General features: G+C 68.1%; 23 protein-coding genes and 1 tRNA gene. 20 read left to right on the plus strand and 4 right to left on the minus strand.

Features of this window, described 5'->3' with window-relative positions; translation table 11 throughout:
• The first annotated feature begins 26 nt into the window (after positions 1 to 26).
• Entirely contained in the window at positions 27 to 305 is a 279-nt protein-coding gene (locus ABGB19_RS24115; RefSeq protein WP_347688514.1) for a WGxxGxxG family protein, read from the plus strand.
• Positions 306 to 590: 285 nt separating this feature from the next.
• Here ABGB19_RS24115 and ABGB19_RS24120 read toward each other — a convergent pair whose 3' ends face one another.
• Together ABGB19_RS24120 and ABGB19_RS24125 are read right to left on the minus strand one after the other, a co-directional pair.
• A complete protein-coding gene (locus tag ABGB19_RS24120; protein ID WP_347688515.1) occupies positions 591 to 932 on the minus strand; it encodes a hypothetical protein in 342 nt (113 codons plus the stop codon).
• Positions 933 to 989: 57 nt separating this feature from the next.
• A tRNA-Arg gene (locus ABGB19_RS24125) sits at positions 990 to 1065 on the minus strand.
• A gap of 103 nt (positions 1066 to 1168) precedes the next feature.
• Between ABGB19_RS24125 and argS the strand changes: the two genes are divergently transcribed.
• The 6 genes from argS (at position 1169) to rho (ending at position 9874) form a co-directional block, all read left to right on the plus strand.
• Positions 1169 to 2821 carry an arginine--tRNA ligase gene (argS, locus tag ABGB19_RS24130; RefSeq protein WP_347688516.1) on the plus strand — a complete coding sequence of 551 codons (1653 nt, stop codon included), beginning with the start codon at positions 1169 to 1171 and terminating at the stop codon, positions 2819 to 2821.
• Between the two features lie 80 nt (positions 2822 to 2901).
• Positions 2902 to 4236, plus strand: coding sequence for a diaminopimelate decarboxylase (gene lysA / locus ABGB19_RS24135; protein ID WP_347688549.1), 1335 nt, complete (start codon positions 2902 to 2904; stop codon positions 4234 to 4236).
• A 2-nt stretch (positions 4237 to 4238) separates the two neighbouring features.
• Complete coding sequence (locus tag ABGB19_RS24140; protein ID WP_347688517.1) at positions 4239 to 5564, plus strand: homoserine dehydrogenase; 1326 nt, start codon at positions 4239 to 4241, stop codon at positions 5562 to 5564.
• On the plus strand, positions 5561 to 6643 hold the full coding sequence (gene thrC / locus ABGB19_RS24145; RefSeq protein WP_347688518.1) for a threonine synthase: 1083 nt from the start codon (positions 5561 to 5563) through the stop codon (positions 6641 to 6643). The genes ABGB19_RS24140 and thrC overlap by 4 nt, the downstream gene beginning before the upstream one ends.
• 21 nt (positions 6644 to 6664) lie before the next feature.
• Positions 6665 to 7609 carry a homoserine kinase gene (gene thrB / locus ABGB19_RS24150; RefSeq protein WP_347688519.1) on the plus strand — a complete coding sequence of 315 codons (945 nt, stop codon included), beginning with the start codon at positions 6665 to 6667 and terminating at the stop codon, positions 7607 to 7609.
• Positions 7610 to 7906: 297 nt separating this feature from the next.
• Entirely contained in the window at positions 7907 to 9874 is a 1968-nt protein-coding gene (gene rho, locus ABGB19_RS24155) for a transcription termination factor Rho (RefSeq protein ID WP_347688520.1), read from the plus strand.
• Positions 9875 to 9884: 10 nt separating this feature from the next.
• On the opposite strand, the gene ABGB19_RS24160 is transcribed toward rho, so the two are convergent.
• A complete protein-coding gene (locus tag ABGB19_RS24160; protein ID WP_347688521.1) occupies positions 9885 to 10319 on the minus strand; it encodes a MarR family transcriptional regulator in 435 nt (144 codons plus the stop codon).
• A 71-nt stretch (positions 10320 to 10390) separates the two neighbouring features.
• Between ABGB19_RS24160 and ABGB19_RS24165 the strand changes: the two genes are divergently transcribed.
• On the plus strand, positions 10391 to 10999 hold the full coding sequence (locus ABGB19_RS24165) for a maleylpyruvate isomerase family mycothiol-dependent enzyme (protein ID WP_347688522.1): 609 nt from the start codon (positions 10391 to 10393) through the stop codon (positions 10997 to 10999).
• Here the strand turns inward: ABGB19_RS24165 and ABGB19_RS24170 are convergent.
• Positions 10996 to 11601 carry a TetR/AcrR family transcriptional regulator gene (locus tag ABGB19_RS24170; RefSeq protein ID WP_347688550.1) on the minus strand — a complete coding sequence of 202 codons (606 nt, stop codon included), beginning with the start codon at positions 11599 to 11601 and terminating at the stop codon, positions 10996 to 10998. The two genes, ABGB19_RS24165 and ABGB19_RS24170, sit on opposite strands and share 4 nt — an antisense overlap.
• Before the next feature lie 110 nt (positions 11602 to 11711).
• Here ABGB19_RS24170 and fadD1 point away from each other — a divergent pair, with 110 nt between their 5' ends.
• The 12 genes from fadD1 (at position 11712) to ABGB19_RS24230 (ending at position 21776) form a co-directional block, all read left to right on the plus strand.
• Positions 11712 to 13286 carry a fatty-acid--CoA ligase FadD1 gene (fadD1, locus tag ABGB19_RS24175; RefSeq protein ID WP_347688523.1) on the plus strand — a complete coding sequence of 525 codons (1575 nt, stop codon included), beginning with the start codon at positions 11712 to 11714 and terminating at the stop codon, positions 13284 to 13286.
• 19 nt (positions 13287 to 13305) lie between these two features.
• Positions 13306 to 13878 (plus strand): hypothetical protein, encoded by a 573-nt coding sequence (locus ABGB19_RS24180; protein WP_347688524.1) that lies wholly within the window; start codon positions 13306 to 13308, stop codon positions 13876 to 13878.
• Between the two features lie 161 nt (positions 13879 to 14039).
• Positions 14040 to 14291, plus strand: a complete 252-nt coding sequence (gene rpmE / locus ABGB19_RS24185; protein ID WP_347688525.1) for a 50S ribosomal protein L31 — start codon at positions 14040 to 14042, stop codon at positions 14289 to 14291.
• Positions 14292 to 14378: 87 nt separating this feature from the next.
• Positions 14379 to 15452: a peptide chain release factor 1 gene (gene prfA / locus ABGB19_RS24190; protein ID WP_347688526.1), complete on the plus strand. Its 1074-nt coding sequence runs from the start codon at positions 14379 to 14381 to the stop codon at positions 15450 to 15452.
• Positions 15449 to 16285: a peptide chain release factor N(5)-glutamine methyltransferase gene (prmC, locus tag ABGB19_RS24195; RefSeq protein WP_347688527.1), complete on the plus strand. Its 837-nt coding sequence runs from the start codon at positions 15449 to 15451 to the stop codon at positions 16283 to 16285. The genes prfA and prmC overlap by 4 nt, the downstream gene beginning before the upstream one ends.
• On the plus strand, positions 16282 to 16935 hold the full coding sequence (locus ABGB19_RS24200) for an L-threonylcarbamoyladenylate synthase (protein ID WP_347688528.1): 654 nt from the start codon (positions 16282 to 16284) through the stop codon (positions 16933 to 16935). The genes prmC and ABGB19_RS24200 overlap by 4 nt, the downstream gene beginning before the upstream one ends.
• Before the next feature lie 2 nt (positions 16936 to 16937).
• Positions 16938 to 18155 carry an MraY family glycosyltransferase gene (locus tag ABGB19_RS24205; protein ID WP_347688529.1) on the plus strand — a complete coding sequence of 406 codons (1218 nt, stop codon included), beginning with the start codon at positions 16938 to 16940 and terminating at the stop codon, positions 18153 to 18155.
• Positions 18156 to 18393: 238 nt separating this feature from the next.
• On the plus strand, positions 18394 to 18846 hold the full coding sequence (locus ABGB19_RS24210; protein ID WP_347688530.1) for an ATP synthase subunit I: 453 nt from the start codon (positions 18394 to 18396) through the stop codon (positions 18844 to 18846).
• Positions 18846 to 19601 carry a F0F1 ATP synthase subunit A gene (gene atpB, locus ABGB19_RS24215; protein ID WP_347688531.1) on the plus strand — a complete coding sequence of 252 codons (756 nt, stop codon included), beginning with the start codon at positions 18846 to 18848 and terminating at the stop codon, positions 19599 to 19601. Before ABGB19_RS24210 ends, atpB begins: the two co-directional genes overlap by 1 nt.
• A 65-nt stretch (positions 19602 to 19666) precedes the next feature.
• Positions 19667 to 19912 (plus strand): F0F1 ATP synthase subunit C, encoded by a 246-nt coding sequence (locus tag ABGB19_RS24220; protein WP_069407341.1) that lies wholly within the window; start codon positions 19667 to 19669, stop codon positions 19910 to 19912.
• An 8-nt stretch (positions 19913 to 19920) separates the two neighbouring features.
• Positions 19921 to 20439, plus strand: coding sequence for a F0F1 ATP synthase subunit B (locus ABGB19_RS24225; protein ID WP_347688532.1), 519 nt, complete (start codon positions 19921 to 19923; stop codon positions 20437 to 20439).
• 5 nt (positions 20440 to 20444) lie between these two features.
• Entirely contained in the window at positions 20445 to 21776 is a 1332-nt protein-coding gene (locus ABGB19_RS24230; RefSeq protein WP_347688533.1) for a F0F1 ATP synthase subunit B/delta, read from the plus strand.
• Positions 21777 to 21803: the final 27 nt, after the last annotated feature.

The following is a 21803-nucleotide window of genomic DNA, read 5'->3' on the forward strand; positions in this document are numbered from 1 at the left end:
CCGAAACAACGACAAAGGAGCACAACATGCAGAAAACCGTTGCGATCGGCGCGACGACGCTAGCCCTTCTCTTCGGCGGCGCTGGCATTGCGAATGCCACCGAACTGACTGCCCCGGCACCGGCCACGACGACCACTGTTGTCGCCCAGCAAGCCGAGCAAGAAGACGACGGCGACAAGACCGGCCTGTGGGGTCTGGCAGGGCTGCTGGGTCTGCTTGGCTTGGTCGGCCTGAAGCGGCGCAAGGATGCCGACTACCCGGCCAATCGTGGAGGCGGCACCATCACGAACAACCCGCGCGCCTAACCGCGCGCAGAACGACTAGCCCCCCGCCAGGTGATGTCCCTTGGCGGGGGGCTCTCGTTGGGTTTGAACCTAAAGCGGTCGGATGGCGGCCCGGAGGCAACCAGAATCAGCGGGAGCCTGTGACCGCTTCCGCTTGCGTGAGCGCGCCAATCTGAGAACGACCGGCGCTCGCTCGATGGCTTCCTTGCGCTCAGGCGCCCAACGGTCAACTGATCGAATAGGTCATCGACCTCGACGGTGGACGGGAGTGCGCCAGGCCAACCAACTCTTCGACCGTGGGCCGTCTCATCGCGGCCCGTCCAGCCGGTCGAGGTCGTCCGCTGCCTCGGCGAGCGCGGTAGCCAGCTTGCGCGTCACGTCGCTGTTGAGCATGTCTTCCCACCCGATCCCGGTTCTTCGGATACTGCGGTGCTCGACGGCGCCGTCGAAGAGTTGCGTGCCGTCGACTGAGACGGTGGCCGGGCGGTCATAGGAATCGCGGACCTCGGGGATTGCGCGGATGGGACCGGCGAAGCATCGGAACCGCTCCGGGAAGTGGTCCGTCCATTCGGTGACCTCGGTTGCGCGCGGCCAGGGAACGGGTGCCGTGGTTGCGGCCGTGGTGACTCCATTTCGGTTTAGAGCCACACCAAAATGTCCCCTATTGCGCGTATCTTGCGCGGAAACATATCTGCGCTGGTCAGATGGTGCCCCCGGCAGGATTCGAACCTGCGGCCTTCTGCTCCGGAGGCAGACGCTCTATCCCCTGAGCTACGGGGGCGCAAAAGAAGATTCTGCGCCGTTGGGCCTGCACAGCCTAACGCATGTCAGGCAGCGGTTATGGATTCGGGGGCCGGGGTGCGAAGACCATAGGATGGACCCTCGTGACCCCCGCCGATCTGGCCGACCTGCTCAAGACCACCGCAGCCGCGGTGCTGGCCGAGCATGGTCTCGACGCGTCTGCACTGCCGGCGACCGTCACGGTCGAGCGTCCACGCAACCCCGATCACGGTGACTACGCCACCAACCTGGCGCTTCAGGTCGGTAAGAAGGTCGGCGCCAACCCGCGCGAGCTGGCCGGGTGGCTGGCCGCCGCCCTGGTCGACAAGGTCGGCATCGCCGCCGCCGACGTGGCCGGACCGGGTTTCGTCAACCTGCGGATCGAGGCGTCGGCGCAGAACGTCATCGTCACCGACGTCCTGACCGCCGGACCGGACTACGGGCATTCCGACGTGCTCGCCGGTCAGCACATCAACCTCGAGTTCGTCTCCGCGAATCCGACCGGGCCCATCCACATCGGGGGCACCCGCTGGGCCGCGGTCGGCGATGCGCTCGGCCGCTTGTTGAGCACGCAGGGCGCGCGGGTGGTACGCGAGTACTACTTCAACGACCACGGCGCGCAGATCGACCGATTCACCAACTCCCTGATCGCCGCAGCCAAGGGCGACCCCACCCCCGAGGACGGCTACGCGGGCGACTACATCGCCGACATCGCAGTGCAGGTGCTCGCCAAGGATCCCGACGCGCTGGGACTGCCCGACGGCGAGATGCGCGAGACGTTCCGCGCGATCGGCGTCGACCTCATGTTCGCCCACATCAAGTCCTCGCTGCACGACTTCGGCACCGACTTCGACGTCTACACCCACGAAGACTCGATGCACAGCTCCGGGCGGGTCGAGCATGCCATCGCCAAGCTGCGCGAGGCCGGCAGCATCTACGAGTCCGACGGCGCAGTCTGGTTGCGCACCACCGATTTCGGCGACGACAAGGACCGCGTCGTCATCAAGAGCGACGGTGCGCCCGCCTACGTCGCCGCGGACATCGCCTACTACCTGGACAAGCGTGAGCGCGGTTTCGACCTGTGCATCTACATGCTCGGCGCCGACCACCACGGCTACATCGCGCGGCTCAAGGCCGTCGCCTCGGCGCTGGGCGAGGACCCGGCCACCGTCGAGGTGCTCATCGGCCAGATGGTGAACCTCGTGCGCGACGGGCAGCCGGTCCGGATGAGCAAGCGTGCCGGCACCGTCATCACCCTCGACGACCTCGTCGAGGCGATCGGCGTCGACGCCGCCCGGTACTCGCTGATCCGCTCGTCGGTCGACAGCCCGATCGACATCGACCTGGAGTTGTGGTCGTCGGCGTCGAACGAGAACCCGGTGTACTACGTGCAATACGCGCACGCGCGCCTCTCGGCGCTGGCCCGCAACGCCGCCGACCTCGGCGTCGTCCCCGACACCGCGAACCTGCAGCTGCTCACCCACGACAAAGAGGGCACGCTGATCCGTAACATCGGCGAGTTCCCGCGCGTGCTGAAAACCGCTGCGGCCCTGCGGGAGCCGCACCGGGTGTCACGCTACCTGGAGGAGCTGGCGGGCGACTACCACCGCTTCTACGACTCCTGCCGGGTGCTGCCGCAGGGGGACGAGGCGCCCGGCGAACTGCACGGTGCGCGGCTGGCGTTGTGCCAGGCCACCCGCCAGGTGATCGCCAACGGTCTGGGCATCCTCGGTGTCACCGCCCCGGAGCGCATGTGATCGCCCATCCCGCCGGTCCCCGGCATGCCGAAGAAGTCCACCACGGCGGCGCCCCGCCGCGGCCACAGTCACCCGCCGAGGTGCTGCTGCTCGCGCCGAATGTCTGGCCGCGCAGCACGGTTCGCGACGCCGACGGCGTCGTGTCGGTCGGGGGAGTGCCGGTCACCGACATCGCGGCCGATTTCGGCACGCCGACCTTCGTCGTCGACGAGGACGACTTCCGCGCGCGCTGCCGCGAAATCGCCGCGGCGTTCGGCGGCGGCGAGAACGTGCGCTACGCCGCCAAGGCGTTCATGTGCACCGAGGTGGCGCGCTGGATCCACGAGGAGGGCCTGTCTCTCGACGTCGCCAGCGGCGGCGAGATGGCCGTCGCCCTGCACGGCGGTTTTTCGGCCGAACGAATCGCCCTGCACGGCAACAACAAATCGATCGACGAGTTGACCGCCGCGGTCAAGGCCGGCATCGAGCACGTCGTGGTCGACTCGATGACCGAGATCGACCGGCTCGACGCGATCGCCGGTGCGGCCGGAGTGGTGCAGGATGTGCTGATCCGCGTGACCGTCGGGGTCGAGGCCCACACCCACGAGTTCATCTCCACCGCGCACGAGGATCAGAAGTTCGGCCTGTCGCTGGCCGGCGGCGCCGCGATGGATGCGGTGCGGAGGGTGTTCGAGACCGACCACCTGCGCCTGGTGGGCCTGCACAGCCACATCGGCTCGCAGATCTTCGACGTGGCCGGCTTCGAGATCGGCGCGCATCGTGTCATCGGACTGCTGCGCGACGTGGTCGCCGAGTTCGGTGTCGAGAAGACGGCCCAGATGTCGATCGTCGACCTGGGCGGCGGACTGGGTATTTCGTATCTGCCTGCCGACGATCCACCACCCGTCGCCGAACTCGCCGCGAAGCTGACTGCGATCGTGCGCGACGAATCCGCGGCCGTCGGGCTGCCCGCGCCCCGACTGGTCGTCGAGCCGGGCCGCGCCATCGCCGGACCGGGCACGATCACGCTGTATCGGGTCGGCACGGTCAAGGATGTGGCCGTCGCGGCCGACCGGTACCGCCGCTACGTCAGCGTGGACGGCGGCATGAGTGACAACATCCGGACTGCGCTCTACGGTGCGGAGTACGACGTCCGGCTGCTCTCGCGGGTCACCGACGCCGAGCCGACGCTGGGTCGTATCGTCGGAAAGCACTGTGAGAGCGGTGATATCGTCGTTCGCGATGCCTGGGTGCCCGATGACATCGAGCCCGGTGACCTGTTGGGCGTCGCGGCGACCGGCGCCTACTGCTATTCGATGTCGAGCCGCTACAACCTGATCGGCCGTCCCGCCGTGGTGGCCGTGCGCGACGGGCAGGCCCGCCTGATCCTGCGCCGGGAGACGGTCGACGATCTACTGAGTCTGGAAGTGAGGTAGCGATGACTGACCCGGAGAAGCCCGTCGGCGTAGCCGTTCTCGGACTGGGCAACGTCGGCAGCCAAGTGGTGCGCATCATCAACGAGAGCGCCGAGGACCTGGCCGCCCGGATCGGCGCGCCGTTGGTGCTGCGTGGCGTGGGCGTGCGGCGGGTGGCCGACGACCGCGGCGTCCCGGTCGAGATGCTCACCGACAACATCGAGGAACTCGTCTCGCGCGACGACGTGGACGTCGTCGTCGAGTTGATGGGTCCGGTCGAACCCGCGCGCAAGGCCATCCTGTCGGCTCTCGAACAGCGCAAGTCCGTCATCACCGCCAATAAGGCGCTGATGGCGGTGTCCACCGGCGAGTTGGCCCAGGCGGCCGAAAGCGCCCATGTGGACCTGTATTTCGAAGCCGCAGTGGCCGGCGCCATCCCTGTCATCCGACCGCTGACCCAGTCGCTGGCCGGTGACACCGTGCTGCGCGTCGCGGGCATCGTCAACGGCACCACCAACTACATCCTCTCCGAGATGGACAGCACCGGCGCCGACTACGCCAGCGCGCTGGCCGATGCGAGTGCCCTGGGATACGCCGAGGCGGATCCGACCGCCGACGTCGAGGGGTACGACGCCGCGGCGAAGGCCGCAATCCTGGCGTCCATCGCGTTCCACACCCGGGTGACCGCCGACGACGTCTACCGCGAGGGCATCACGAAGGTCACCGCGGCCGACTTCGTGTCGGCGCGTGCGCTCGGATGCACCATCAAGCTGCTGGCCATCTGCGAACGGATCACCAACGGCGATGGCCAGGAGCGTGTTTCGGCGCGGGTCTACCCGGCCTTGGTGCCGTTGAGCCATCCGCTGGCGGCGGTCAACGGGGCGTTCAACGCCGTGGTGGTCGAGGCCGAGGCCGCGGGCCGGTTGATGTTCTACGGCCAGGGCGCCGGCGGTGCGCCGACGGCGTCGGCGGTGATGGGTGACTTGGTGATGGCCGCGCGCAACCGCGTCCAGGGTGGTCGCGGGCCGCGCGAGTCCAAGTACGCCAAGCTGCCGATCGCCCCGATCGGCAACATCGCCACCCGCTACTACGTCAACATGAACGTCGCCGACCGCCCCGGTGTGTTGTCCGCTGTCGCAGCCGAGTTCGGCAAGCGCGAGGTCAGCATCGCCGAGGTGCGCCAGGAGGGCATGGTCGACGAGGGTGGTCAGCGGTGCGGTGCGCGCATCGTGGTGGTCACCCACCAGGCCACCGACGCGGCGCTGTCGGAGACGGTGGCGGCGCTGGCCGACCTCGAGGTCGTGCAGAGCATCAACAGCGTGCTCCGCATGGAAGGAACGGACGAATGAGCCCGACGTCGCAGGCCGTGCACCAGCCGTGGCCCGGGCTGATCGCCGCCTACCGAGACCGCCTGCCGATCGAGGACGGCTGGACGCCGATCACGTTGCGGGAGGGCGGCACTCCGCTGCTGCCCGCGCCCCGGTTGAGTGAATACACCGGCTGCGCAGTGCATCTGAAGGTCGAGGGGCTCAACCCGACGGGGTCGTTCAAGGACCGCGGCATGACGATGGCCGTCACCGAGGCGGTGGCGCACGGCCAGCAGGCGGTGCTCTGCGCCTCCACCGGCAACACCTCGGCGTCGGCGGCGGCCTACGCTGCGCGCGCGGGCATCACCTGCGCGGTGCTGGTGCCACAGGGCAAGATCGCCATGGGCAAGCTGGCGCAGGCGGTCATGCACGGCGCCAAGATCATTCAGGTCGACGGCAACTTCGACGACTGCCTGGAACTCGCGCGCAAGCTCACCGCCGACTTCCCGACCATCTCCCTGGTCAACTCCGTCAACCCGTTCCGCATCGAAGGACAGAAGACGGCGGCGTTCGAGATCGTCGACGCGCTGGGCGCCGCGCCCGACGTGCACTCCCTTCCGGTGGGCAACGCGGGCAACATCACCGCCTACTGGAAGGGCTACACCGAATACCACCGCGACGGGCTGGCGGACCGCCTGCCCCGCATGCTGGGCACCCAGGCGGCCGGGGCCGCGCCGCTGGTGCTGGGCGAACCCGTCCGCGAACCCGAGACCATCGCGACCGCGATCCGGATCGGCTCGCCCGCGTCGTGGACGACGGCCGTCGAGGCGCAGCAGCAGTCAAACGGCCGATTCCTCGCCGCGACCGACGAGGAGATCCTGGCGGCTTACCACCTCGTCGCACGCACCGAGGGCGTGTTCGTCGAACCGGCCTCGGCGGCCAGCATCGCGGGCCTGCTCAAGTCGATCGAGGACGGTTGGGTGACCAAGGGGTCGACCGTGGTGTGCACCGTCACCGGCAACGGACTCAAAGACCCGGACACGGCGCTGAAGGGAATGCCTGCGGTCATCCCGGTGCCCGTCGACCCCGTCGCAGTGGTCGACAAGCTGGGCCTGGTCTAGCGGGCGCGGGGAGAAGCACACGTGGCGCAGACACTGCCCGCCGGGCTGACGGCGACATCCGTCGTCGCGGCGTCCAGTGCCAACCTCGGTCCTGGATTCGACAGCCTCGGTCTGGCTTTGAGCCTGTACGACGAGATCGTCATCGAGACAACGGAATCCGGACTAACCGTCGAGGTCGAGGGCGAAGGCGCGGGTCAGGTGCCGCTCGACGCCTCGCACCTCGTGGTGCGCGCCATCGAGCGTGGCCTACAGGCGGCCGGTATCACGGCGCCGGGCATGATCGTGCGGTGCCGCAACGATATTCCGCACTCGCGCGGGCTGGGGTCCTCGGCTGCGGCGGTCGTCGGCGGTTTGGCGGCAGTCAACGGTCTTGTCGCGCAGGCTGGTTCGACTGCGCTGTCCGAGCAGGACCTCATCCAGTTGTCGTCGGAGTTCGAGGGGCATCCCGACAACGCCTCGGCGGCGGTGCTCGGCGGCGGCGTGGTGTCGTGGACGGAGTCCGACGGCCCCTCTGCGCGCTACTGCGCCGCGCCGCTGCGCATCCACCCCGACATCCATCTGTTCTCGGCGATCCCCGAGGCCCGCTCGTCGACGGCGGAGACCAGGGTGCTGCTGCCGGAGAAGGTCAGCCACAGCGACGCCCGGTTCAACGTGAGCAGGGCGGCGCTGCTGGTGGTGGCGCTCACCGAGCGGCCCGATCTGCTGATGTCGGCCACCGAGGACGTGCTACATCAGCCGCAGCGGGCGGCCGCGATGCCGGCCTCGGCGGAATTACTGCGGGTACTGCGGCGTTGTGACATTGCGGCGGTGCTGTCCGGGGCGGGTCCGGCCGTATTGGCCCTGACCACGCGGCCACAACTGCCGGCAGAAGCCCTCGAGTACGCCGCCGCCGCCGGGTACGCCGTCAACAAGATGGCTGTCGGTGACGGGGTCCGCTGGACATCGGGCGTGGTCGCACGGAGTTGACAGTGACGCGAGGCGACGTTCACACGAGCCACACGACACACACGTCTTTCTTGCTTCCCGGAAAAAAGCGGGCTATTCTCGCTCTCGTCCAGCAATCGCAGCGTCTCTGCCTGCGCCGACACTAGGACACCACTCATTTTCCCCGAGGTCTACCCGTGGACTGACGGTTCGCCGCATACCGGCGAATCCCGGCGATCACCGTTGCAGAGGCAATGGTGGGACCCACGCGTTCAGCGAGTCAGCTGAGCGCACCGAACCCCCGCATGACTCGATCAGCGAGGGAAAGAAAGGAAATCCGTGACTGATACGGACCTCTTCACGGCTGGTGGCAGCAGCGACAACGGCGCGCTGCCGGAAACCGTGAGTTCAGACATCTCACCCGCAGCGGACGCCACCGCTGCGGCGAGCACACCCACCGCGGAGACCGCGCCGACCGCCGACGTCGCGTCGGGCGACCGCACCGCCTCGTTGTCCGCCATGGTGCTGCCGGAACTGCGCGCCCTGGCCAAGGAGATCGGCGTCGAGGGCGCGTCCGGCATGCGCAAGAGCGAACTGGTCGCCGCGATCCGCGAGCGTCGCAACGAGTCCGACGGCCGTGGCCGCGAGCAGGCGCCGGCCGCCGCGACCGAGACGCCCGCGACCGAAAGCCCGGCCACTGAGACGGCCACCGACGCCCCGGCCGAAGCCGGCAACGAGAACGCTTCGAGCGCAGAGGCGGAGAAGCAGCCGCGGCAGCGGCGTGAGCGTCGCACCTCATCCCGCGGCACGGGTGCCCCTGGCGGCCCCGACACCGCCGGCGAGGACGCCGCCCAGACCACCAAGTCCGAGGCCGACGGCCAGCAGGACACCAAGTCGGACGCCAAGTCCGGCGGCGATCGGCAGCAGGCCGAGCGTCAGCAGGGCGACCAGCGCGGCGACCGCCAGCGTGGCGACCAGCAGAACCGCGGCGACCAGCGCGGCGAACAGCAGAATCGCGGTGGCAACGCCGATAACGCCGGCGATGACGACGGCGAGGGCCGCGGCGGCCGCCGCGGCCGCCGGTTCCGTGACCGCAGGCGCCGCGAGCGCGGCGGCGGCGAGGGCGGCGGCGACACCGAGCTGCGTGAGGACGACGTCGTCCAGCCCGTTGCGGGCATCCTCGACGTGCTCGACAACTACGCGTTCGTGCGCACCTCCGGCTACCTGGCCGGGCCCAACGACGTGTACGTGTCGATGAACATGGTGCGCAAGAACGGCCTGCGCCGCGGCGACGCGGTGACCGGCGCCGTGCGGGTGCCCCGAGATGGAGACGGCGGCGACAAAAATCCGCGGCAGAAGTTCAACCCGCTGGTGCGGCTGGACTCCGTCAACGGTGGTTCGGTCGAGGACGCCAAGAAGCGCCCGGAGTTCGGCAAGCTCACCCCGCTGTACCCGAACGAGCGCCTGCGCCTGGAAACCTCCAGCGAGAAGCTCACCACCCGCGTGATCGACCTGATCATGCCGATCGGCAAGGGCCAGCGCGCCCTGATCGTGTCGCCGCCCAAGGCTGGTAAGACCACGATCATGCAGGACATCGCCAACGCGATCACCCGCAACAATCCCGAATGCCACCTCATGGTCGTGCTCGTCGACGAGCGGCCGGAAGAGGTCACCGACATGCAGCGCTCGGTCAAGGGTGAGGTCATCGCCTCGACCTTCGACCGTCCGCCGTCAGACCACACACAGGCCGCGGAGCTTGCGATCGAGCGCGCCAAGCGCCTCGTCGAGCAGGGCAAGGACGTCGTCGTCCTGCTCGACTCGATCACCCGACTGGGCCGTGCTTACAACAACGCGTCGCCCGCTTCGGGCCGCATTCTGTCCGGTGGTGTGGACTCGACCGCGCTGTACCCGCCGAAGCGCTTCCTCGGCGCGGCCCGCAACATCGAAGAGGGCGGGTCGCTGACCATCATCGCCACCGCGATGGTGGAGACCGGCTCGACCGGTGACACGGTGATCTTCGAGGAGTTCAAGGGCACCGGTAACGCCGAACTCAAGCTCGACCGCAAGATTGCCGAGCGGCGGGTGTTCCCGGCCGTCGACGTCAACCCGTCCGGCACCCGCAAGGACGAGCTGCTGCTCTCGACGGACGAGTTCGCGGTCGTGCACAAGCTGCGTCGGGTGCTGTCCGGGCTGGACCCGCATCAGGCGATCGACCTGCTCATGAGCCAGCTGCGCAAGACCAAGACCAACTACGAGTTCCTGGTCCAGGTTTCCAAGACCGCCCCGGGCTCGGCGGACGGCGACTGAGTCCACCGCGTCAGCGGTAGGGGTCGGTGATCTCGCGCAGCGCCGCCAAGGCGTCGCGCATCTCGGCGAACCTGCGCTCGCCGAGGAAGTCGCGCCACTCGCGCTCGACGTTGGCGACCTCCTCGCCCGCGGTGCGGCACAGCGCCAACCCTTTGTCGCTCAACGTGACAAGGCGCGCGCGGGCATCGGACGGATCGGGCGTGCGCACGACGTACCCGGCCCGTTCCAGTTGGTCGATCAGCGCACCCGCGGTCTGCTTGGCGACCCGCGCCTGCTCGGCGAGGTCGGTCAATCGCATGCCCCGCGGATCAAGGCGCTGCAGGAGTCGTGACTGCGCCAGCGTGACGTCGCCGGCCCCGGCGGTCGCCAGTGCCTCCATCACGCGGGTCTCCACCGCACGGTGTCCGATGAACATCAGCGTCGCGGTGTTGGGCGTCTCGGTCACCCCTTGACTTTAGTACGTCTCCCTGACTATTTTTAGTCAGGAAAGCTGACTAAAAGGCCGAAGGGGGAGCGATGGACTCCGACACCGTCTGGCGGCACATCGACGAGCAGCGCGGGATTCTCGCCGACATGTTCGACGGCATCGACGCGGCACGCTGGTCGACGCCGTCGCTGTGCGACGGGTGGACCGTGCGCGACGTGGCGGCACACCTCACGCATTCGCACATGAACAGGCCGCGCATGATCTTCGAGGCGGTGCGCTCGGGGTTTCGGTTCAACGCGATGATCCATCGGGTCGCCGTCGAGGACTCCCGCTCACCGGCGCAGATCGCCGACGCACTGCGCGCCATGCGTGGCTCGCGCAAGCGCCCGCCCGGCACGACGGAGTGCGATCCACTGATGGACGTCCTGGTGCACGGCCAGGACATCGCCGTGCCTCTCGGCATCGACCTGCCCATGCCCGTCGATGCCGCCGCCGCGGCAGCGCACCGACTGTGGACCATGCGGTTTCCGTTCCGCCCGCAGCGCCGACTGTCCGGTATCGAACTTGTCGCGACGGACGCCGACTTCCGCGTCGGCGCCGGACGTGTCGTCACGGCACCGATCCGCGACATCCTGTTGCTGCTCGCCGGCCGTCCCACCGCGATTTCGGCGCGCGTGGAGTCGCTCAGCGGTCGTTAGGGCACCGCGTGCGCCGGGTCGGCGCGCAACCCGGGCATGACGTAGCGGCGCAGGTGCCTCAGTAACGCGTCGGCGTCGCCGGGGTCGAGGGTGTCGCCGGGTACCGTTGCGAGCGAAAGTAGAACGCGGGCAAGCCATTCCGATGCCTCGGCGATGTCGGTGCCGGGGTGGATCTCACCGCTCTCGCGCGCCGCGACCAGATACCGCGACCAGAACTCGGCGAGATCGGGCACCAGACCCTGGACACCCGCGCCCGCGCAGGCGGCGAACTCATCGGGTTCTTCGAGTCGCAGTTTCATCAGCAGTGCACCGGGATCGTCGTAGGCGGTGCGGCCGTGCAGGATGCCCGCGGCCAGTTGGCGGTCCAGGCCGTCGACGGCCTCGAGCATCGCGTGTGCCTCCGACCAGTACGCGTCGTTGAGGCGCACGATCGCCGCACCCAGTAGCGACACCTTGTCGGGGAAGTGGCGGTAGAGCCAGCCGCGGGAGACCCCGGCGGCCTCGGCCACCTCCGACACCGTTGTCGACCGGATCCCCTTGGCGCGCAGACAGACTTCCGCCGCATCGATCAGTCGATCGCGGACGTTCTTGGTAGCCGTAATGCTCGTCACCCGGCGGGCTCCTCGTCTACTCTCGGCCCCAAGCGGGCCGATCGGAGCATTGTGTCATGGTAGACACATTTCCGAATCTGTTCACTCTCGAGAGGTGAGCCATGGCGGACACACTCCAGCAGCTGCTTCGCGACCGCGCCGGGCACGACGCCGTCGCGCTGAAGTACGGCGACCGCATCTGGACGTACCGCGAGTACATCGCCCAGGCGCAGGCCCAGGCCGCCGCCCTGGTCGCCGCTGCCGATCCGGACCGTCCGCTGCACGTCGGCGTCCTGCTCGGTAACACCCCCGACATGCTCACCGCGCTCGCCGCGGCCGGCCTCGGCGGCTACGTGGTGTGCGGCATCAACACCACCCGCCGCGGCGACGCCCTGGCGCGAGATATCCTCAAGGTCGACTGCCACTTCCTGATCACCGATGCCGAACACCGGCCACTGCTCGACGGGCTCGACCTGCCCGGCGTCACCGTGCTCGACACCTCGGGCGCCGAGTGGGCCGAACTGCTCGCCGGCGCACCGGAACTGGTGCCGCACCGCGAGGTCGGCCTCGACGACACGTTCATGATGATCTTCACCTCGGGGACCAGCGGCGACCCCAAGGCGGTTCAGGTCGCCAATATGATGGTGCTGTTCGCGGGTAGCAGGTTGGTCGAGAAGTTCGGGTTGACCCAGCACGACACCTGTTATCTGTCGATGCCGTTGTTCCACTCCAACGCCGTGGTGGGCGGCTGGGCTCCGGCGCTGGTGGCCGGCGCGGCGATGGTGCCCGCGAGGTTCTCGGCGTCGGGCTTTTTGGCCGACATCCGCCGCTACGGCGCCACCTACATGAACTACGTCGGCAAGCCCCTGGCATACGTGCTGGCGACTCCCGAGCAGCCCGACGACCGCGACAACCCCCTGCGGGTCGCCTTCGGCAACGAGGCGACCGACCGTGACATCGAGGAGTTCGGCCGCCGCTTCGACGTGACCGTTGACGACGGCTTCGGCTCGACGGAGAACGCGGTGATCATCACCCGCACTCCCGATACCCCGAAAGGCTCTATCGGACAAGGCTTTCCGGGTGTGGCTATCTACAACAGCGAAACGGTCACCGAGTGCCCGGTCGCCGAGTTCGACGAGAACGGCGCGCTGAGGAATGCCGACGTCGCCGTGGGTGAGCTGGTCAACACCGACGGCAGCGGCCTGTTCCGCGGCTACTACAACGACAGCGGCGCCACCGACGAACGCATGCGGCACGGGATGTACTGGTCGGGCGATCTGGCCTACCGCGACGCCGACGGCTTCATCTATCTGGCTGGACGCACCGCCGACTGGATGCGGGTGGACGGCGAGAACCTCGCGACCGCGCCGATCGAACGGATCCTGCTGCGGCTGCCCGCGATCAACCGCGTCGCGGTCTATCCGGTACCCGACGAACTGGTCGGTGACCAGGTGATGGCCGCCGTCGTACTGCAGGACGGCGCCGAGCTCACCCCCGAGGCGTTCGAGGAGTTCCTGGCCGCCCAGCGCGACCTGTCGCCGAAGGCATGGCCGCGCTATCTGTGGGTCGCCGACGACCTGCCCAGCACCGCGACCAACAAGATTCTCAAGCGTGAGCTGATCGCCCGCGGTGTCGGGCCCGACGGACGACGGCTCTGGCGGCGGGACGGCAGCAAATTCCATCCGCACGCCGGATAGCGCTGGGTAGGATCGGCGGATGCGGGCAAAGGGAGGCACTCGCCAGTTCGAGGTGCTTACGGAACCGCAGGAGAGCGCCGAGAAACCCCCCGCCGTCAACGGCGGTCGCTCATCGCGGTCCCGCGGGGCGCATCGCAAACCGGCTGCGAGCAGGCAAACAAAGGTGTGGGCCGGGCTCCTGGTCGCGGTGGCGGTGGCCGTCACGGTCGGCCTCCTGCTGTTGTTGCGTTCCGACCCCGCCCCGCGCCGGGACGCGCCCGTGCGACCCATCCCGGCGACCGCCACATCCCCGGCGGCGACGGCTACCACCTCACCACCGGCGCCCGCGACGACGTCCGAGCCTCTCCCGCCGCCCGCCACCACACCGGCCGGCGACGCCACGCCACCGGTCGTGCGGTCCGCGCCACCGGCCGCGCCGACGACCGTCCCGACCACCGTCGCCGACGAACCCGAAGCGGAGGTGCCCCCGCCGCCGGCCACGCGGGCACCGATCAGCGTCGCCCCCGAGACCCGTCCGCCGTTCCCCAACCAGACGCCCCCGACGGGCGGCGACGCCCGTGGCGGCCTGCTCGGTGGCGGCGGACTGCTCTGACCCGTCGACGAGGCGCGAAGCGGAATAGCCACCGCTGTCCACGCGTTTAGGCGACTGGCGGCCCGAGCTGGCATAATGGACCGCCGACCCTCGGTTCCGGTTCACGCCGATTCGTCCACGCACGTGGAGGGCGACCCGGGGCCACGATCGAAGAGGAAGCCATGAAAACGGGCATTCACCCTGACTACGTCGAGACCACAGTGCACTGCGGCTGCGGCAACACGTTCACCACGCGCAGCACAAAGACGAGCGGACAGATCCACGTCGAGGTCTGCTCGCAGTGCCACCCGTTCTACACCGGTAAGCAGAAGATCCTCGACAGCGGCGGCCGCGTGGCCCGCTTCGAGAAGCGCTACGGCAAGCGCAAGGCCGGTGCGGACAAGGCACCCGAAACGAACGCAGCCGACAAGTAGCTCACTTTCCGGCGCCCGATCTGCCGCTTCGGTGGCCAGGCCGGGCGTCGGTTTGCGTTCACGGGGCGGGCAGGAAAGGAGGTCGACGTGACGGACACCGCGCCGAGAATCGACGCGCTGCTGGCCGAGCATGCCGACCTCGAACGCCAACTGGCCGACCCCGCCCTGCACGCGGACGCCGCGCGCGCCCGCAAGGTCGGCCGGCGTTTCGCGCAGGTCTCGCCGATCGTCGCGACATACCGCAAACTCGAGACGGCCCGTGGTGACCTCGAAGCCGCGCGGGAACTGGCCGCCGACGACTCGTCGTTCGCGGCGGAGGTCGAGGAGCTGACGGCCACGGTCGCGCAGCTCGACACCCAACTGACCGACCTGCTCGCACCGCGGGACCCGCACGACGCCGACGACATCGTCCTCGAGGTCAAGTCCGGGGAGGGCGGCGAGGAGTCGGCCCTGTTCGCCGCCGACCTGGCCAGGATGTACATCCGCTACGCCGAGCGGCACGGCTGGACGGTCACGACGCTCGACGAGACGTTCTCCGACCTCGGGGGCTATAAGGACGCGACGCTGTCCATCCGGAGCAAGGGCGATTCCGCCGACGGCGTGTGGTCGCGGCTGAAGTTCGAGGGTGGCGTGCACCGCGTGCAGCGCGTGCCGGTCACCGAGTCGCAGGGCCGGGTGCACACCTCGGCGGCGGGCGTGTTGGTCTATCCGGAGCCCGAGGAGGTCGAAGAGGTCCAGATCGACGAGTCCGATCTGCGCATCGACGTCTACCGGTCGTCGGGCAAGGGCGGACAGGGCGTCAATACCACCGACTCCGCGGTGCGCATCACCCACCTGCCCACCGGCATCGTCGTCACATGTCAGAACGAGCGCTCGCAGCTGCAGAACAAGGCGCGCGCCATGCAGGTGCTCGCCGCGCGGTTGCAGGCGCTGGCCGAGGAACAGGCGCAGGCCGACGCCTCGGCCGACCGGGCCAGCCAGATCCGCACCGTCGACCGCAGCGAGCGGATCCGCACCTACAACTTCCCGGAGAACCGGATCGCCGATCACCGGATCAACTTCAAGGCGCACAACCTCGACCAGGTTCTCGACGGCGACATCGACGCTCTGTTCGACGCGCTGGCCGCCGCCGACAAGCAAGCCCGACTTCAGATCACATGACCCGGCTCAGCCAGATGATCGACGCCGCGGCGACGGCGCTGGCGCAAGCGGGTGTCGCATCGCCGCGCGTGGACGCCGAACTGCTGGCCGCCCATGTGACGGGAGCCGACCGCGGCCGCCTCGCGTTCGCTGAGACCGGGCCGGACTTCGAAGCGCGCTTCGGAGAGCTCATCAGCCAACGCGCGCGACGGGTTCCGCTGCAGCACCTGGTCGGCACCGCGCCGTTCGGCCCGGTCGACGTGCACGTCGGGCCCGGTGTGTTCATCCCGCGCCCGGAGACCGAGGCGTTGCTGGAATGGGCGCTCGCGCAACAACTGCCGCCGTCTGCCGTGATCGTCGATCTCTGTACGGGTTCCGGCGCGCTCGCGGTCGCGCTGTCGAAGGCGTGGCCGCACGCCCGCGTCATCGCGATCGACGACTCCGACCGCGCGCTGGAGTACGCACGGCGCAACACCGCCGGCACCACCGTGGAGTTGGTCCGCGCCGACGTGACGGACCGCGGCCTGCTGCCCGCCCTCGACGGCTCGGTCGATCTCGTCGTCGCCAACCCGCCGTACATCCCCGACGGCGCGCAGCTGGACCCCGAGGTCGCCGATCACGATCCTGCGCACGCGCTGTTCGGGGGACCGGACGGCATGCGCGTCATCGACGCGATCGCGTCGCTGTCGGGCAGGTGGCTGCGCGCCGGTGGGCTCTGCGCCGTCGAGCATGACGACACCACCTCGCAGCGGACCGTCGAAACATTCTGCCGGACACAGCGTTTCGACGCCATCACCGCCCACCGCGATCTCGTCGGGCGACCCCGATTCGTGACGGCACGGAGGGCGGCATGAGCCAGCTTTTCGACTGCTCGGATCCCGAGCATCGCGACTTCGGCATCGCCTCGGCGGTCAGCGCCCTCAAGGGTGGCCGGCTGGTGGTGCTGCCCACCGACACCGTCTACGGCGTCGGAGCCGACGCCTTCGACGGCGACGCCGTCGCCACCCTGCTCGCGGCCAAGGGCCGCGGTCGCGACATGCCCGTTCCCGTGCTGGTCGGTTCGTGGCACACCATCGAAGGACTGGTGTACAGCGTCCCGCACACCGCCCGTGAACTGATCCGCGCCTTCTGGCCGGGCGCGCTGAGCCTGGTCGTTCGCCAGGCGCCGTCGCTGCAATGGGACCTCGGCGACGCCAACGGCACCGTGATGCTGCGCATGCCGCTGCACCCCGTGGCGATCGAATTGCTGCGCCAGGTCGGGCCGATGGCCGTGTCGAGCGCGAACATCTCCGGGAGCCCGGCCGCCGTCACCGCCCAGGATGCGCGCGAGCAGCTCGGCGACCGCGTCGAGGTGTACCTCGACGCCGGGCCGTCCGAGCAGCAGGCCGCATCGACGATCGTCGACCTCACCGGTGCACATCCGCGGGTGCTGCGGCAGGGGCCGGTCGGCGCCGAGGCCATCGCGACGGTGCTGGGCGTCGAAGCTGCGAGTTTGACGGACTGACCTTGAGTTCCGTGCAGTACGGTTCACCGGTGGTCTACGCGGCGGACACTCTGCTGGCGCTCGGCGATCGCGGCGCGGGTGTCCCGCTGCGCGAGCTCGCGCTGATCGGCCTGACCGCGGCGATCATCACCTACTTCGCGACCGGATGGGTCGGCGTGCTGGCCCGTCGGCTCGGGGCGGTGGCATATCCGCGCGAACGTGACGTCCATGTGCAGCCGACGCCGCGGATGGGCGGGCTGGCCATGTACATCGGCGTCGCGGTCGCGGTGCTGCTGGCCTCGCAATTGCCCGCGCTGACCCGTGGGTTCCTCTATTCGACGGGCATGCCCGCCGTCGTCGTCGCGGGCGGGCTCATCATGATCGTCGGCCTGATCGACGACCGGTGGGGGCTCGACGCGCTGACGAAGTTCGCCGGCCAGATCACCGCGGCCAGCGTGCTGGTCACGATGGGCGTGGCCTGGAGCGTGCTCTACATCCCGATCGGCGGCGTGGGCACCATCGTCCTCGACCAGGTGGGTTCGATCCTGCTGACGCTGGCGCTGACGGTCGCGATCGTCAACGCGATGAACTTCGTCGACGGGCTCGACGGCCTCGCCGCCGGACTCGGGCTGATCACCGCGTCGGCCATCTGCATCTTCTCGGTCGGACTGCTGCGCGACCACGGCGGCGACGTCCTGTTCTATCCTCCCGCGGTGATCTCGGTCGTGCTGGCCGGCGCGTGCCTGGGCTTCCTCCCGCACAACTTCCATCCCGCCAAGATCTTCATGGGCGACTCCGGTTCGATGCTGATCGGCCTGATGCTCGCGGCGGCGTCGACGACGGCTGCGGGGCCGATCTCGCAGACGGCCTACGGCGCTCGCGACGTCTTCGCGCTGCTGTCGCCGTTCCTTCTCGTGGTGGCCGTGATGCTGGTGCCCGCCCTGGACATGCTGCTGGCGATCATCCGGCGCACCCGCGCGGGGCTGAGCCCCTTCAGCCCCGACAAGATGCATCTGCATCACCGGTTGCTGGAGATCGGCCATTCGCACCGCCGCGTCGTGCTGCTCATCTACCTCTGGGTGGGCATCATCGCGCTCGGCGCGGCAAGCACGATCTTCTTCGATCTCCGCTACACCGGCGGGGTCATGGTGGCGGCCATTCTGGTGGCCGTCGTCGTCACGTTGATCCCCCTTCTGCGGCGGCGAAACGGCGAGTTCGCGGGTATGTACGACGAAAAGTAGTAGACCCCCGTTTTAGGGCTCTAACCATGTGTTAGGGTGCAGGCAGAACCCGAAAAAACCTCGCGGGTTGCCGGCCTCCGGGCCTTCGGCACACCACCGATCGGCACGGAACAACGACCGACAAAGGGAGCTGCCCCTTGGGTGATTCCAGCGAGCAAATCGCCCTCCGATACGCTCGGGGCGCCACGCACAGAATCATTGAGGCAACTTCTCAGGACCGCGGGATTGAGGTGACGCAGTGACGACGCCAGCGCACGACGCGCCGTTGGTGTTACCGTCCGTTGCTTTTAGGCCGTTGCGGCTCTCGGTGATCTGCTTTGTGCTGGCCGCGCTGGCAACGGTCGGAACCGCGCTGCTCGGCCACCCGATGGTCGGAATCTTCTTCGGCATCGGGCTCGGCATGGGCCTGCTCAACGCCCTCCTGGTGCGACGGTCGGTGCACTCGATCACCGCCCAGGCCCATCCGCTCAAGAGCAAGATGGCGCTGAACTCCGCAACCCGCTTGATGTTCCTGACGGTCGTCGGCCTGGTGATCGCGTTCGTGTTCCGGCCCGCGGGCCTCGGCGTGGTTTTCGGAATGGCACTTTTTCAAATGCTGCTCGTGTTCTCGACCGCGCTGCCCGTCGCGCGAAAGCTCCGGGCCGGCAGCCCGACTGACACCGCCGGATCCCAAGGGGAGGCCACCCAGTAATGACCGAGACCATCCTCGCCGCCGAATCCGGCATCCATGTCGGGCAACACACGGAAGCCACCTGGTTCGGGCTGACCGTGAACACCGACACGTTGCTGTCCACCGCGATCGCGGCGGTGATCGTGCTGGCGCTGGCGTTCTACCTGAAAGCGAAGGTCACGTCGAGCGGCGTCCCCAGTGGAGTTCAGCTTTTTTGGGAAGCGATCACCGTCCAGGTTCGCAACCAGGTCGAGTCGGCGATCGGTCTGCGCATCGCGCCGTTCGTGCTCCCGCTCGCGGTGACGTTGTTCGTGTTCATCCTGACCGCCAACTGGCTGGCGGTACTGCCCGTCCAGTACTCCGATGAGACCGGAATCCACGAGGTGCTCAAGCCGGCCGCCGCGGACATCAACTTCGTGCTGGCGCTGGGCCTGTTCGTGTTCATCTGCTACCACTTGGCCGGGTTCTGGCGTCGTGGCGTTCTGGGGCATCCGGTCAAGGTGCTCAAGGGCCACGTGGCGTTCCTGGCGCCGATCAACCTCGTCGAAGAGATCGCCAAGCCGATTTCGTTGTCGCTCCGACTTTTCGGCAACATCTTCGCCGGCGGCATCATGGTCGCGATCATCGCGCTGTTCCCGGCCTACATCCTGTGGGCGCCGAACGCGCTCTGGAAGGCTTTCGACCTGTTCATCGGCGCCATCCAGGCCTTCATCTTCGCGCTGCTGACGATCCTGTACTTCGCCCAGTCGATGGAGCTGGACGAAGAACACCACTGACCAACGCGGTAATGCTCGACAAACCACCTGGTAGGACTGCTACCAGATATCAAGGAGGATAAGGAATGGATCCCACAATCGCTGCCGGAGCGCTCATCGGCGGTGGACTTCTTCTCGGTGGCGGTGCTATCGGCGCCGCGATCGGCGACGGCGTCGTCGGTAGCGCGCTGGTCAACGGCGTAGCCCGGCAGCCTGAGGCACAGGGCAGGCTCTTCGTCCCGTTCTTCATCACCGTGGGTCTGGTGGAGGCCATGTACTTCATCAACCTGGCGTTCATGGCCTTGTTCGTCTTCGCCACCCCGGTTGCTTAATGCCCGTCATGGCTGACCCGAACATCGTTCTGTTGGCGGCTGAGGAAGGTGGCCAGAGCAACTTCCTCATCCCCAACGGCACCTTCTTCTTCGTGCTGGCCATCTTCCTGATCGTGCTCGGCGTGATCGGCAAGTGGGTGGTCCCACCCATTTCCCAGGTGCTGAACGAGCGCGAGGCCAGGGCCAAGCAGACGACCGAGGACACCCGCAAGGCGGCCGAACTGCGGGCTGCCGCCGAGGCGGATTACCTGAAGGTGATGGCGACCGCACGTCGCGAGGCCACCAACGTTCGCGAGGAGGCCCGTGCCGAGGGACGCAAGATCGTCGAGGAGGCGAGGACGCGTGCCAATGCGGAGGTATCGGGTCTCCTGCAACAGGCGAACGAGCAGCTCACCGCTCAGTCTCGGGCCCTGACGTCCGATCTGCAGTCCTCAGTGGACAACCTGGCGGCGAATCTCGCGAGCCGCGTTCTCGGGGTCGACGTGACGACTCGCACGGTGCCGGTGTCGACAGGTCAAGGACGGTAACTTCAATGTCGACATTCATCGGACAGCTCATCGGTTTCGCTGTCATCGTCTTCCTGGTCGTCAAATTCGTTGTGCCCCCCGTGCGCCGCATGATGAAGAACCAGCAGGAGACCGTCCGCGCTCAGCTCGAGGAGCATGCTCAGGCGGAGAAGAAGGTGGCCGACGCCGACACCCAGCACGCCAAGGCGCTCGAAGAAGCCAGAGCCGAGGCGAAGAAGGTGATCGAGGAGGCGCGGCACGACGCCGAAAAGATCGCCGAACAACTCCGGGCGCAGGCCGATGTGGAGTTGGAACGCATCAAGACACAGGGGGGGCAGCAGGTTCAGTTGCTGCGCCAGCAGCTTATTCGCGAACTGCGGCAGAGCCTTGGTGCCGAGTCGGTGCAACGGGCCGGCGATCTGGTGCGCGATTTCGTGTCGGACCCGTCCGAGCAGTCCGCGACGGTGGACCGCTTCCTCGCCGAGCTCGATGAGATGGCTCCGTCGACCACGACGCTGGATGATGTGGTCACCGCGAAACTCCGTGCGGCCAGCCGTGACTCACTGCTCAAGGTCGTCGAACGTTTCGACGGCGTCGTGTCCGGTCTGGACGCCAATGAGCTCACCCGCTTGGCTGACGACCTGGCATCGGCAGCCAGGCTGTTCCGCAGCGAGGCTCTCCTGGCCAGGCATCTGGCAGATCCCTCGACCGGCACCGGCCCCAAGGTTCAGCTGGTCGAGCGACTGCTCTCGGGCAAGGTGTCTGACTCCGCTCTCGACATCCTCAAAACCGCTGCGTCGCAACGGTGGTCGAGCACGTCGGACCTGGTTCACGGCATCCAGCACATCGCCAGGCTGGCGCTCTTGGTTCGCGCCGAGACCGAGGGTCAGATCGACGATGTGGAAGACCAGCTGTTCCGCTTCAGTCGCATCCTCGATGCGCAGCCGCGGCTGATCACGCTGCTCAGTGAGTACACCGCGCCGTTGGAGGGCCGGATCAATTTGCTCAACGGCCTCCTTGCGCGCCGAGCGAGCAAGAACACCGCAGATCTACTGCGCCAGACGATCGACCTGCTCCACGGCGAGCGGGCCGACGAGGAAATTCGCGGTCTGGCGAATCTGGCGGTGTCGCGCAGAGGCGAGATCGTTGCCCACGTCAGTGCCGCGGCTGAGCTCACCGAGGCTCAGAGCAACCGGCTCACCGAACTGCTGACCCGCATTTACGGCCGCCCGGTGTCGCTTCAGCTGGAGGTCGAACCCGAGCTGCTCGGCGGAGTGACGATCGCCGTCGGCGACGAGGTGATCGACGGTTCGCTGGCATCCAAGCTCGCGGCGGCCGAGACCCACTTGCCCGACTGACCCGATAACACCTAAAGACCGACACAC

The sequence above is a fragment of the Mycobacterium sp. B14F4 genome, from assembly GCF_039871645.1.
In the GTDB taxonomy this organism is placed as follows: Bacteria; Actinomycetota; Actinomycetes; order Mycobacteriales; family Mycobacteriaceae; genus Mycobacterium.

Bases quoted from the DNA above. Each gene is read 5' to 3' on its own strand.
- ABGB19_RS24180 (WP_347688524.1), top strand. From the start codon at position 13,306: ATGCGGGCAAAGGGAGGCACTCGCCAGTTCGAGGTGCTTACGGAACCG.
- ABGB19_RS24220 (WP_069407341.1), top strand. From the start codon at position 19,667: ATGGATCCCACAATCGCTGCCGGAGCGCTCATCGGCGGTGGACTTCTT.
- prmC (WP_347688527.1), top strand. From the start codon at position 15,449: ATGACCCGGCTCAGCCAGATGATCGACGCCGCGGCGACGGCGCTGGCG.
- ABGB19_RS24200 (WP_347688528.1), top strand. From the start codon at position 16,282: ATGAGCCAGCTTTTCGACTGCTCGGATCCCGAGCATCGCGACTTCGGC.
- ABGB19_RS24115 (WP_347688514.1), top strand. From the start codon at position 27: ATGCAGAAAACCGTTGCGATCGGCGCGACGACGCTAGCCCTTCTCTTC.
- ABGB19_RS24230 (WP_347688533.1), top strand. From the start codon at position 20,445: ATGTCGACATTCATCGGACAGCTCATCGGTTTCGCTGTCATCGTCTTC.
- rpmE (WP_347688525.1), top strand. From the start codon at position 14,040: ATGAAAACGGGCATTCACCCTGACTACGTCGAGACCACAGTGCACTGC.
- ABGB19_RS24140 (WP_347688517.1), top strand. From the start codon at position 4,239: ATGACTGACCCGGAGAAGCCCGTCGGCGTAGCCGTTCTCGGACTGGGC.
- fadD1 (WP_347688523.1), top strand. From the start codon at position 11,712: ATGGCGGACACACTCCAGCAGCTGCTTCGCGACCGCGCCGGGCACGAC.
- ABGB19_RS24225 (WP_347688532.1), top strand. From the start codon at position 19,921: ATGGCTGACCCGAACATCGTTCTGTTGGCGGCTGAGGAAGGTGGCCAG.
- thrC (WP_347688518.1), top strand. From the start codon at position 5,561: ATGAGCCCGACGTCGCAGGCCGTGCACCAGCCGTGGCCCGGGCTGATC.
- ABGB19_RS24165 (WP_347688522.1), top strand. From the start codon at position 10,391: ATGGACTCCGACACCGTCTGGCGGCACATCGACGAGCAGCGCGGGATT.
- atpB (WP_347688531.1), top strand. From the start codon at position 18,846: ATGACCGAGACCATCCTCGCCGCCGAATCCGGCATCCATGTCGGGCAA.